Below are 13,013 nucleotides of genomic sequence, written 5' to 3'. Positions count from 1 at the left end.
TTTTATTCAGTTAATAAAAAGTTTGAACCGGAATTGGATGAAATAAACAGGCTCTAACAATAGATTTTTGGGAAATCCCCATCAAGATAAGAAAATATGCGTTGCTTATCATATTGAAAGCAACTTTCGATACAACTACACACGTTAGCAAAACCGGAGGCAGTACAGAAAGTCAACTAAACCATTCATCGTACTTTCTGCCTGCCGTCCGGTTGCGACACCAACGAGCTTGTCAAATGTATGAACCTGTCAAAATGCTACACGTTGAACTCGATTCCCTGAGCCAACGGCAATTCCGAACCATAGTTGATGGTATTGGTTTGTCTGCGCATATAAGCTTTCCAAGCGTCAGACCCGGACTCCCGGCCGCCACCGGTATCCTTTTCCCCACCAAAAGCACCACCAATTTCAGCGCCGGAAGTACCAATGTTTATATTGGCAATTCCGCAATCGGAACCTTCATGAGACAGGAACCTTTCGGTTTCCAGCAGGTTGGTTGAAAACATGGCTGATGACAGACCTTGCGGAACGGCATTGTGCAGTTCGATGGCCTCATCCAGCGTGCTATATTTAATCAGGTAAAGCAACGGAGCAAACGTTTCTTCCTGAACGATTTCATAATGATTTTCCACTTCGGCGATACATGGAACCACGTAACATCCCGATTCGCAATTAGGATCCTTGTAAACCTCACCACCAAAAAGAATTTTACCACCTTCAGCCTTCACCTTATCAATGGCTTTGAAGTAAGTATCCGAAGCCCCTTTGTCAATCAGCGGACCTACATGATTCTTCTCGTCCAGCGGATTACCAATCTTCAATCCTTTATACACATTGATGAGTTTGTTCTTGAACTCTTCGTAAATACTCTCGTGAAGTATGATGCGGCGGGTTGAAGTACAGCGCTGGCCGGTTGTTCCAACTGCACCAAACACGATGGCTCGCAGTGCCATATCCTGGCTGGAAGTCGGAGTCACAATTACGGCATTGTTACCTCCCAGTTCCAGAATCGATTTACCCAAACGTTCGCCAACTAAACGGCCAACTTTCTTACCTACGCGGGTAGAACCGGTAAAGGAGATCAGCGGGATGTTCTTATCGCTGAACATGTCATCACCCAGGTATTTCGAGCTGGTAGCCACCAGGTTCAGTACACCTTCCGGGATATCGTTACGCTTCAGTACATCGGCCACAATGTTGTGAACGGCAACCGCACAAAGCAAAACTTTCGACGATGGTTTCCAAACGATCACATCACCGGCTACCAGAGCAATCATTGCATTCCACGACCAAACTGCTACCGGGAAGTTAAAAGCCGAAACCACGCCAACAATTCCCAGCGGATGATACTGATCGTACATCCGGTGCTCGGAACGCTCAGAGTGCATGGTAAAGCCATACAATTGACGAGACTGACCAACGGCGAAATCACAGATGTCAATCATCTCCTGTACTTCACCCAGACCTTCCTGGTAAATTTTTCCCATCTCATAGGAAACCAAACGGCCCAGTGGCTCTTTGTACTTACGCAGTTCCAAACCAATCTGGCGAACAATTTCACCACGTTTCGGGGCAGGCACCTTCTTCCATACCTTGAATGCATCCTTGGCGGTATCAATCACTTTACGGTAATCTTCCAGCGTTGCCTGTTTGATGTCAGCAATCGCCGTCCCATCAGCGGGTGAGTACGAAGTAATTTTATCACCGGTGGTATCAATCCATTTGGTACCGGTGCACACCCCCGGATTCACATCTTTGATGCCTAATGTTTTCAGTACATCTTTCATTTCTTGCATAGTATCTACTTTTATGTTGTTGTATATTCTCAATTCCATTAAATGGTTGTTTCGCTTTCGCGGATCCAATTCACCAGACCGCCTTTATCCAAAACCTGCATCAGTTTATCGGGAAGCGGATTGAAATGGAAAATCTTCGTTCCGATATAAATCACACCGGAAGCCATATCCACTTCCACACTTTCGCCTTTTTGGTAAGCGTTGACCGCTTCGGGCAATACAATAATCGGAAGCCCCTGGTTGATGGCAGAACGGAAGAAAATTCGGGAAACCGATTTTACGATAACCGCACGTACGCCGGCTTTCACCAATCCCACCGATGGATGTTCGCGCGAGCTTCCGCAACCGAAGTTCTCACCACACACAATGATATCGCCCAACTTCACATTTTCAGCAAAGCGGTCATCAAAGCCTTTAAATAAATGTGGGACAATCTTCTCAGGTTCCGAGCTATTAACCTCGTAGGTCAAACTACCGGCAAACATCTGGTCGGTATTCAGGTTATCCACATCCGCGTAGTTCCACACACCACTCTGCCGACGGTCATCTACGGGCTCAATCACCACGGTTGCCGTCTGCTGCTTGTGGTACGGAAACTTATGTGCAGAAGTAGCCTTTTCGGGCGACGTAATTTCACCACGCAAAGCGGAAGCGGCCACCGTTGCCGGCGATGCCAGGTAGATAGAAGCATTCTTGTTGCCCATCCTTCCCAGGAAATTGCGATTGGCCGTCGAAATCACATTGATGCCATCAGCGGGGATCCCCTGTCCTGTTCCCAAACACGGACCACAGGAAGGGGAAAGAACATTTCCACCTGCTTCCAGGAAGATTTCTACCAAACCTTCCTTCATGGCCTGTAGGTATATTTCACGCGAAGCCGGAGTTATCAGCAACTGGAATCCTTCCGGTATTTTATGCCCTTTCAGGATAGCTGCCGCTGCCCGCAAGTCTTCGATACGACCGTTGGTACACGTTCCGATTAAAGCCTGAGCAACCGGCGTTCCGGCTACTTCATCCACGCTCTTTACGTTGTCAACATGGTGCGGACAAGCCGTTACCGGATACAATTCCGACAGATTGATGGTGTACTCTTTCGCATACACAGCATCATCATCGGCCCAAATGGCTTTGAATTTGGCTCCGAAATATTCTTCCAGCCTTTCATCTGCCGGGAAAACAGCGTTCTTGGCCCCCATTTCCGAGGCCAGGTTCGCAATGGTCATCCGGTCGGCAACCGTGAGTGTTTTCACACCTTCGCCATGGTACTCTATGGACATGTAATCAGCCCCTGAAGAACCAATCATGCCGATGATATACAAAGCCAAATCCTTCGCATACACATGCTCCGGCAATTTCCCCGTCAGGGTAATTTTAATGGTTTCAGGAACGCGAAACCAGGTTTCTCCCTGTTTCCATAGTCCGGCTGTTTCGGTCCGGTCGATACCGGCAGCAAAAGCGTTAAAAGCTCCGGCGGTACAAGTATGACTATCGCTCCCGACAACCAGCATTCCAGGCCGTGCATGACCAGCCATCAATTGATGACAGATACCCTGCCCTGCATCGTGAAAACTTGATACGTGTTGGTCTTTTGCGAAATCGCGAATTTGCTGGTAGTCATTCGCCAACTTGGCATTGGTAGGCGGTGCGTTGTGATCGAGCACCAGAAGTAATTTATTGGGATCGGCGACACGGTCACCGCCCATCTTACGGAATATCTTTTCGATACTCGATGAATTATCGTGCGACAGGATGATATCCGGTTTGGCAAACACAATGCTTCCCACCGGTGCACCCAAAATCTTTTCAGCAAACGTTTTTCCTGACATACGCCAAATTTTTAACGTTATACATGAAGCAAATCTCCCTTTCGGTAGATTTCCATTTGAACATCAGAGAACGGCTGAACCATAACGTTTTTACCGTTTTCCCGGTTGGTTATCTTACCGGTTTCAAATTCAACAGTAATCACATTACCATTCTGCAGATCCAGCTCTTCAACCGACTCATAAGTCATAATCGGGAAACCGGCATTGATGGCATTTCGCTCGTAAATAGCTCCGAACGATTCAGCCAAAACAGCCTGCACGCCCAACGACTTGAAACAATCGACTGCTTGTTGACGAGAACTTCCTGCACCAAAGTTTTTCCCGGTGATGACGATATCACCCGGTTTCGCTTTGGTGGCAAAATCTTCCCAGCCTTTCAGGTTGCCAAAGGTGTATTTCCCCATTTCCGACAATTCAGTAATCGCCAAATGCTGGTTATGGAAAATCATGTCGGTATCGATGTTGTCTTCGATGATCAACCAAACCCTTCCTTCAATTACTGACGGCTTTTCTTTTTCATTATCATGATGTGTTACCAGCACAGCTTCCTGCTTGCCATGTCCTTCCTCGAATAGTGAAGGTCGTTCCGGCAAATCATCTTCAGTGGTAATATGACCTGCTACCGCAGAAGCTGCAGCCGTAGCCGGCGAAGCCAGATAGACGTCGCCTTTGCCCTGCTTACCGGCAAAGTTCCTGTTTCCGGTACTAACGGTTTTCTCGCCAGGTCCGTTTTGTCCCACCTGACCCGCAGCACATCCGGCACATCCGGCATTGCTTAGCATAGCGCCGGCATCTTTGAAAATACGAATCAAACCTTCTTCCATGCAGGCATTCCACACCTCATCTGTAGAAGGAACGATTTTCAAGACCACTCCGGGAGCTACTTTCCGACCTTTCAGAATCCGGGCAGCAGCACGCATGTCTTCCATGCGCCCGTTTGTACAACTTCCGATGAACGATGAATCGATTTTGGTGCCTTTCACCTGCTCCACCGGAACCACGTCATGTGGTTTTCCCGGAAGGGAAATAGCCGGAATGAAGGTTGCCATATCCAGTTCGAAGGTTTCCGCATAATTTGCGTCGCCATCAGCAAATACCGGCTCGAAATCTTCACCGGAGCGTTCTTTTGCATATTGAATTACCTCATCCGATGGCGGAAAGAAGACCGCAATAGCTCCCATTTCCGTTCCCATGGAAGAGATGGTGATGCGTTCGTCCAGCGTAAGCTTATCAACTTCTTCGCCGTAAAGCTCAACTGATTTGCCCAGCAAACTACTGGCACCGAAATGCTTCAGCAAATTCAGGACAATATCTTTGGCATAAACACCTTCCGGACATTTTCCGTTGAGAGTAATCTTTACCGACTCCGGCACTTTAAACCAGACAGCCCCACGTGCCCATGCAGCAGCGATATCGCGGTCGCCCATTCCCTGTCCGAAAGCACCAATCGCTCCCAGAATATTGGCATGCGAATCGGTGGAAACTACTGTTGAACCAGGAACTGCAAGCCCCTTATCAATTGCCAGATGCGTTCCAATACCGGAATTGATATCGTACACACGGATATTGAAATCGCGGGCAAAAAGTCGGCACTTTTGCTGATTGGCAGCATATTTCTGATCCGATCCCGTTGGATTGCAGTCGAAAGTAAAGAAAGTCTTGTCGCTGTTCTCAATGACCAGCTGGTTGTCCACCAGATTCTTCACCACATTTGCTCCACCAAAATCGCGGGCCAGACGAACATCGATACTGATATCGACAATCTCACCCGGTTTCACCAACTCTTTTCCGGAATGGTTAGCAATTATTTTCTCAATTATTGTGTGCGATTTACGTTCCATCAACTTCTGTTTTTAAAAGGAAGAAATGTCATAAAATCGGCATGGTGCACGACATACGCCTCAGTAGTGCGCTTCACCATGTCACCTTCACCTGCATGAGCAGCAATTATGTGGCATACTTCCGGCGGCACACCACAGGATTCGGCTAGTGAAACTCCGGAGAACGGATGCCTCAGCAGTTTGCCATATTTTCCCTGAAAGGAATTCCCGTTTTCGTCCAACTCATATTCCAGTAGTTTGCCCACATCAGCCAGGATAGCGCCGGCAATAAGTACATCCATGTTCACCGGCAGCTCACTCTTGAAGAACTCGTTCATCTTCATGCCACTTTCGCGGGCAATGTGAACTACCGCCCGTTTGTGGTCCATGAAACTGACTTTCAGATCCGGTCCACAAAGAAGCGTGAACGGAATACGGTGTAGATCTTCCGACTTCAGCACACTTCTCTCCAGAGCCAGACGCCAGGTTTCTGCAGTCTTGTCGCGAAGTTCTTCATCTTTAATCCAAAGCAACTCCGGCCAAAGATCATATACTTGTTCCAGATTGCTCATCACTTCAGTTTTTCAATGATAGCATCCGCCATCTGTTGCGTCGAAGCAGCGCCTTTTTCAACTACATCGGGCCGTCCCGACATCTTCATCATATCGTATGTACGGACTTTGCCCTCAGCCACCACTTCCGCGATAGCTTTCCGGATTTTGCTGGCTTTATCGTTTTCACCAATATGATCCAACATCATGCAGGCTGATTCAATCATGGCAATCGGATTGACAATCGACACATCGTAATCGGCATACTTCGGTGCAGAACCATGAGTCGGCTCAAAAACGGCCACTTCATCCCCCATATTGGCACTGCAGGCAAATCCTAAACCGCCAATCAATCCGGCAAAACCGTCGGAGACAATATCACCGAACATGTTTCCGGCTACAATCACTCCGTAATCTTCCGGATTCTTGGTCAACCACATCATTTGTGCGTCGATGTTGGTATTCCAGAGAGCGATATCAGAATATTCCTGTTGAATCTCTTTCGCCATTTTGTACATCATTCCCGAAGTTTCGTGAATCACGTTGGGCTTTTCACAGAGTGTTACCGACTTATAACCGTATTTCGCAGCATGGGCAAAGGCGGCGCGAAGAATGCGTTCAGTAGCTTTTTTCGTAAAGATTCGGGTCGAAACCGATAACTCATTCCGGGGAACCGAACCGAAGTTTTTCACGAACTTGGGATGCGTCATCAAAGCGTCGTAAACTTTGTCGTCCGGATTGCTCCATTCCACACCGCCGTAGAGCCCTTCGGTATTCTGACGGAAAATGACCACATCCACTTCAGGCTCTTCAATGCTGTCGCCTTTTCCGCGACGAATGAAGTTGAGCGGATTTCCCTTATACGTATGGCACGGACGCATGCAGATATCGAGATTGAAATGCTGACGAAGACCGACAATCGGGCTTGAGTATACCAGACCTTTCTCTTTCAACTCGGGCGAAAGTTCGTTGAACGCTTCTTCCTTCGGTTTCGAAGTAATCGCTCCAAACAATCCCACTTTGTGTTCTTCCAGAAGTTTGATAGTACGTTCTGGCAGCGGATTTCCCTCTTTACACCAAAACTCCCAGCCAATGTCACCTTCTACGTAATCGGCTTCAAATCCGGCTGCTTCCAGTACCCTGATGGCTTCGGGAAGGACTGTCTTTCCAATGCCGTCGCCCGGCATCGCTACGATGGTTCTTTTTGCCATAGTCAATTGATTTTTTAGCACGCCACTGATTTTTGGCACTCAGAGGCGTTGCGCTCGTTTGTTTTTAAATCGGCTTGGTCGCTAATATTGGTTCAATTTTCTGTTTTCTTTTCTTCGACCTGCCGCACCACGTCAATCACAGTTCCGTCCACCCACTTGATGGCGGCGATAATCTTATCTGTGAACACAGGTTTTTTCGGTTTTCCGCAAATCCGTTCCGCTTCCTCCTTCAACTCTTCAATGGTTCGAATAGGAAGACCGGAATCTTTCGCTTTTTCGATTAAATCCTTCCGCAAAGGATTAATAGCTATGCCCCTTTCAGTCGCAATAACATCGATAAGTTCACCCGGTCCACAAAGCGTGGTTACTTCATCCACAATCACCGGAATGCGGTCACGGAAAAGCGGCACCGGTAAAATGACCGTTTTGGAGAAGAGGCAATTTTGCCATCCCCCAAGTCCGTGTAATAACCTCCCGTCGGAGTGTGTTACCACATTAGCATTGAAATTCACATCCACTTCGGTAGCACCTAAAATCACCACATCCACCAGACCGGCAAAGTTTCCTTTGCTGTGGTAGTTGTAACTGGTAAATGGACTGGTCCAGGTATGATTAGGATTATCGCGCATGGAACGAACACCTTCCAAATCGAACGTCTGTCCGTCGAGTATGTACTCCACCAACCCTTCTTCCAGCATCTCCACCAGGTATTTGTTGCTCCCACCACGGGCAAACCGCGCTTTAATACCTTTCCGGCGCATGATTTCGCCAAAGTAAATGCCGATGGAAAGAGCGGTTCCTCCGGCTCCTGCCTGAAACGAAAAGCCATCGCGGATAATGCCGGTTGCTTCACAGAATTTAGCCGTCATCTCAGCAATCAGCAAGCGGTCGGGGCTTTTGGTAATCTGCGTTGTTCCGGAAACAATTTTTTCCGGGATACCGATTTTCTCCACTTCAACCGTATAATCCACATAGTTTCCCTGAATTTGCCAGGGCACACATGGGAATGGCACCATGTTATCAGTTACCACGACGACTTTGTCGGCATATTGCGAATCGGCCAGAGCAAAGCCCAACAAACCGCTGGCTGATGGACCATTCAGGCCATTGGCATTACCAAACGGATCAGCACAAGCTGCACCAATCACGGCAATATCGATTTTCACTTCACCGTCCTGCACCGCCTGGTAGCGTCCGCCATGCGAGCGCAGAACAGCTGTTTTCTTCATCTTCCCTTCCGAACAGAAGCGTCCAAGCGGCCCGTTCATGCTTCCTTCGATGTGGCTGATAGTACCATCTTCCAGGTATGGAATCAAATGCGCATGGCAAGGGAAAGACGCTGACGGATACCAACGAATATCTTTTACGCCCAGCTCTTTCACCACATCAAAAACCATATTGGCAACCAGGTCACCATCACGAAAGTGGTGATGAGTCGAAATGGTCATACCATCCTTGAGTCCCGCTTTTACTAGTGCTTCTTTCAACGAAGCAACCTGTTTGTTTCCATCAGCCGGATAATCGGCATTGGTGGGAATTACAGATGCATGTTTTGTTCCTTCCGGACGATATTTCCCTACGCCCATAAACGGCACTACCAGTTCGCCGTTTATTTCCGACGGAACAAGCCGTCCGACTGCGTTATATATCAGATCTTCATTCATGATTTTTCTCTCCAATTGGTTGACAGTTTACCCGATTGAATCGCCAGTTCGATGGTGTGAACAGCACGTTTCACCACAGGGGCATCAATCATTTTCGAACCAAGGGCAACAACGCCCAGTCCCTTTTCTCTCGCCTGCTCAAAAGCCTCCACAATGCGTTTAGCCTTCTCAATTTCCTGTTCATCCGGGCTAAAACCTTCGTTGATAACCGGAACCTGACGTGGATGAATACATCCCATTCCGGCAAAACCAAGTGCTTTCGATTCGAGTACATTGTTGCGCAATGCGTCCATGTCATCAATTTCGGAGAAAACCGAATCGATGGGCTGAACACCAGCAGCACGAGCAGCATTCACCACTGCGCTGCGGGCATAAAAGGACTCTCGTCCTTCAGCCGTTCGTTGAGCTCCCAAATCGGCTGTATAATCTTCCAAACCAATAGCTAAAGCTGCTACATTCGGCGAAGCCGATGCAATCTCATAAGCGTTCACCACGCCCAAGGCGTTTTCGATAATCGGCATCAGGTAGATATCGGTGTTTTCCTGTCCGAGGATCTTTTCGATGCGCTCTTCGACTTGTACAATCTGTTGGGCATTTTCGCACTTGGGAATCAAAATCAGGTTCACCTGCTCGGGAATGATATAATCCAAATCTTCGAGCCCGGCAGGCAGTTGATTGATACGAACCATCCGTTCGGCATCTCCAAAATCGACCGCTCGCAAAGCATTGCGAACCAGCAAACGGGCTTCTACCTTTTTGTCCGGAGCTACCGAATCTTCCAAATCGAGAATAATACCGTCACTTCCGTAGATACCGGCATTGAGCATGAGTTTGGGATTATTTCCCGGTAGGTACAAACGGGTTCGCCTCGTTCGATCGCGACGGGTCCGGTGAAGACTTCTTGTTTCAATAGGTAATGAAAAAGACTCTTCCGTTCCTGTGAGTTGGCGAATGGCTGATTCCAGGCGTGCTGCAGTGACAAACGGCAAGGCTCCTTTGTCTTCAATTTCGACAAACACATTCCGTAAATTGTAGTGAACCAACACTTCGTGACAAAGCTCCCGGATGGAATCACCATACAGGCTTTCAACTTTGCTTTGTAACCGGATTTCAGTTGCCTGATGCTCAGTTTTGGTTATCTGAACAAAACAGTCCGAGCGTACGCTGTCTCCACGGTTTCCGGCTGTTGCAGTCATGGGCATTTGGGTTAATGATTGACTAAATAATTATTCAGTACCCTCCTACTGCTACTTTCCGTCTAATGGGTGCTAAAATCGACTGAAAAGTTACCCAATTAAATTCCTGAAAATCCTGATAGTTATCAGGGGTAAGCCCATGTTAAACAGCATGCAGAAGATTGTCGAAGAACATATAATATATCCGAAATAAGATTATCGCGCACGCATTTTTAACAATAAGGTATGCGGATAATTTTCGCAGTTAATTTCGTCCTGTTCTTATCTATCCAGATACACTTCAGCAAGAACTGAAAGGCGTTTTCTATTTAAACCCGTTCTTAACCATAACATCTTTTAGCTTTTCTTCAGGAATATTAAAGCAACCAAATCAACGAATTAGAACATCTTCGCAGTAGAATTCTTTCATTAAAAACCGAACTTCTATTATTTATGAGAGTATTGCTACTCGTTGCTATTTTACTTATCTTAAACACAGGATTGTTTGCCCAAAACAGGCCCGATTCGACCTTCAAGTTCTCCGGTTTTATCTTCGACAAGGACTCCATTCCCGTAGAAGGTGCGTACGTCATCAACTACCGAACGATGCTGGGAATGGTAACGAATAAGGACGGTCACTTTTCTGTAACCTGTGAACCCGGCGACTCACTAATGGTTTCGCACATTTCTTACGAAAGAAAAATCATCAAAATAAAAAAATACGATCTAATTGCCTCACCTCATTTTTATTACATGCATTTTGCCGCTCACGAAATGAGTCCCCTGATTATTCAGCAGAATCCGAACAACATGAAATACTTTGCCAAAAACATCGACCTGATGAATAAGCAGATTAAGAAAATGATACACAGTCTTAGCCCCGCCGGAACCGGTGGCCCCGTCAACATGTCTACCAATCCCGCGCTAGGTGGCGGAGTCGGTATTAATTTCAGTCTGGCCGATGTGGTAACCCTTTTTCAAAAGAAAAAAACACCCGATGACATCCGCAGGGAAAAAGCCATTCATGAAGCGCACCGCACCATGATTCTCGATTCCCTTCTACGCGTTGGTATTTACCGCGAAGGCATGGTCGACAGCATTATGGCCACCCGAAACTGGGATTAACTTCATTAGTTTTTCATTGCCTGTTTTCAGTTCTCTTTCGTAATTTTAATACAGCAACCTGAAAAACAGACTTATGAATACGAATAACGAAGCCATCCAAAACATCGTCACCCAACGAAAAAAAGCACACGAGTTTTACCGCAAGAACTCAAAAGTCTACCAGGCTTTTGTGGAAATGGAACAACGTACCTACCAGGACGGAGCACTTGCTAAAAAGCATAAAGAACTGATTGCAACCGGAATTTCTGTGGTTATTAATTGTGAATCGTGCATGGAATGGCATATCAAACAAGCTATTGATTCCGGTGCTTCACAGGAGGAAATTATCGAAGCCTTCGAGGTAGGAATCGAGATGAGCGGTGGACCCGGCACCGTTTCGGCCCGCTTTGCCATGGATGTTCTTTATTTTTACCTTCATCAGGAAAATGAAAGAACCGATCTTACATAACTTTTTAAAAGTTGTCTCCAAAGATCCGAAATTGTTTAGATTTAGACCTGGATGTACGAATTTAACCTATATGCATATGAAACTGAAGCACCTTTCTACTTTGTATCTGATTGCCTTTTTGCTACTTGGTCTCTCTTCCTGTAAAAACAAACCGGCGGTATCCAACGACAAATCCGGTCAAATTGCAGTGATGGCCTACTATGCCGGCGATGCCAATAAAATTGACCAGTATAACCTTGGCGAGGTCACACATGTCATTTATAGTTTTCTTCATCTGAAAGGAGACGAACTGGCTTACGACTCCCCGGAAGATAGTCTGGGCGTGGCTCATCTGGTCGCACTAAAAGAAAAATATCCGGATTTGAAAGTTATGGTTTCACTTGGTGGCTGGGGCGGTTGTAAAACCTGCTCTGAAGTGTTCTCGACGCAAGAAGGACGTGAAGCATTTGCCCTTTCGGTGAAAAGAATACTCGACAACTCAGGCGCCGATGGACTCGACCTGGACTGGGAATATCCCTCCATCGAAGGTTTCCCGGGACATCAATTTCTTCCGGAAGACAAGGACAACTTTACTGCCCTGGTAACAACTCTGCGAGAAACGCTTGGGAAAAAAGCCATCATTAGTTTTGCAGCTGGTGGTTTCCAAAAATTCCTCGAAAACTCCATCGATTGGAAAGCAGTGATGCCGGAAGTCAACTACGTTAACATCATGTCCTACGATTTGGTCAACGGCTACAGTAAAGTAACCGGCCACCATACGCCGTTGTACTCAAATGCATCGCAAACCGAATCGACGGACAATGCTGTCAAATATCTTGAGAAAGCAGGAGTTCCTTCCAATAAAATTGTGATTGGTGCAGCCTTTTATGCCCGCGTTTGGAAAGGCGTGAAGAATGTAGACAACGGCTTGTACCAGGCTGGTGTTTTCAAACAAGGAGTGGGCTACAACCGGTTTGATTCGATTCTGTCGCCACAACAAGGCTTTAAAGCTCATTGGGACAGTGTAGCACAGGCTCCGTACATGTATAATGAAAAAGACAGTTTGTTTGCTACGTATGATGACCCCAAATCGGTAGCGCTAAAAACAAAATACGCCATTGATCAACATCTAGGAGGTATCATGTTCTGGCAGCTGGCCAACGACAAGAAAAAAGATGGGTTGCTGGATGCTATCTATAACGCCAAAGAAACAGCAGAAAAATAAAATGCTTCAATATATTGAGCTTCGCAACGCATCGATTTTTTTCGATGCGTTTTTTATTTGTCAAATGGGTATTTTCATTTTTTCCTATCCAAAAAATCTGATTGAAAACATGTTATCTGAATACCTGTTTTCGGGCATCCTTTATGTTGAATGCTTTCCGGTTCATTTCACTATTTTTAACATCGCTGGCTGC

At 46.7% G+C, this 13,013-nt stretch carries 10 protein-coding genes; 3 read left to right on the top strand and 7 right to left on the bottom strand.

The window, feature by feature from the left end; all coding sequences use genetic code 11:
- Positions 1 to 257: 257 nt before the first annotated feature.
- The 7 genes from amaB to CLV93_RS16930 all read right to left on the bottom strand — a co-directional run bounded on the left by amaB (position 258) and on the right by CLV93_RS16930 (position 10,064).
- Complete coding sequence (gene amaB, locus CLV93_RS16960; RefSeq protein WP_106543471.1) at positions 258 to 1,796, bottom strand: L-piperidine-6-carboxylate dehydrogenase; 1,539 nt, start codon at positions 1,794 to 1,796, stop codon at positions 258 to 260.
- A 38-nt stretch (positions 1,797 to 1,834) separates the two neighbouring features.
- Entirely contained in the window at positions 1,835 to 3,622 is a 1,788-nt protein-coding gene (locus CLV93_RS16955) for an aconitase/3-isopropylmalate dehydratase large subunit family protein (RefSeq protein WP_170108984.1), read from the bottom strand.
- Positions 3,623 to 3,639: 17 nt separating this feature from the next.
- Positions 3,640 to 5,463, bottom strand: coding sequence for an aconitase/3-isopropylmalate dehydratase large subunit family protein (locus CLV93_RS16950; RefSeq protein ID WP_106543409.1), 1,824 nt, complete (start codon positions 5,461 to 5,463; stop codon positions 3,640 to 3,642).
- On the bottom strand, positions 5,463 to 6,014 hold the full coding sequence (locus CLV93_RS16945; RefSeq protein ID WP_106543408.1) for an HD domain-containing protein: 552 nt from the start codon (positions 6,012 to 6,014) through the stop codon (positions 5,463 to 5,465). The genes CLV93_RS16950 and CLV93_RS16945 overlap by 1 nt, the downstream gene beginning before the upstream one ends.
- A complete protein-coding gene (locus CLV93_RS16940) occupies positions 6,014 to 7,204 on the bottom strand; it encodes an isocitrate/isopropylmalate dehydrogenase family protein (protein ID WP_106543407.1) in 1,191 nt (396 codons plus the stop codon). The genes CLV93_RS16945 and CLV93_RS16940 overlap by 1 nt, the downstream gene beginning before the upstream one ends.
- A gap of 92 nt (positions 7,205 to 7,296) precedes the next feature.
- Positions 7,297 to 8,868 carry a citrate lyase subunit alpha gene (gene citF, locus CLV93_RS16935; protein ID WP_174821604.1) on the bottom strand — a complete coding sequence of 524 codons (1,572 nt, stop codon included), beginning with the start codon at positions 8,866 to 8,868 and terminating at the stop codon, positions 7,297 to 7,299.
- A complete protein-coding gene (locus CLV93_RS16930; protein ID WP_211297887.1) occupies positions 8,865 to 10,064 on the bottom strand; it encodes an aldolase/citrate lyase family protein in 1,200 nt (399 codons plus the stop codon). Before CLV93_RS16930 ends, citF begins: the two co-directional genes overlap by 4 nt.
- Positions 10,065 to 10,496: 432 nt before the next feature.
- Here CLV93_RS16930 and CLV93_RS16925 point away from each other — a divergent pair, with 432 nt between their 5' ends.
- From CLV93_RS16925 to CLV93_RS16915, 3 genes are all read left to right on the top strand, one after another.
- A complete protein-coding gene (locus CLV93_RS16925) occupies positions 10,497 to 11,168 on the top strand; it encodes a peptidase associated/transthyretin-like domain-containing protein (RefSeq protein ID WP_106543405.1) in 672 nt (223 codons plus the stop codon).
- Between the two features lie 73 nt (positions 11,169 to 11,241).
- Positions 11,242 to 11,616: a carboxymuconolactone decarboxylase family protein gene (locus CLV93_RS16920; protein WP_106543404.1), complete on the top strand. Its 375-nt coding sequence runs from the start codon at positions 11,242 to 11,244 to the stop codon at positions 11,614 to 11,616.
- Between the two features lie 76 nt (positions 11,617 to 11,692).
- On the top strand, positions 11,693 to 12,820 hold the full coding sequence (locus tag CLV93_RS16915; RefSeq protein ID WP_106543403.1) for a glycoside hydrolase family 18 protein: 1,128 nt from the start codon (positions 11,693 to 11,695) through the stop codon (positions 12,818 to 12,820).
- Positions 12,821 to 13,013: the final 193 nt, after the last annotated feature.

Origin of the sequence: Prolixibacter denitrificans (assembly GCF_003014495.1) — a bacterium.
In the GTDB taxonomy this organism is placed as follows: domain Bacteria; phylum Bacteroidota; class Bacteroidia; order Bacteroidales; family Prolixibacteraceae; genus Prolixibacter; species Prolixibacter denitrificans.
The sequence above is the reverse complement of the archived record's forward strand: the minus strand, read 5'-3'. Positions and strand labels throughout refer to the sequence as shown.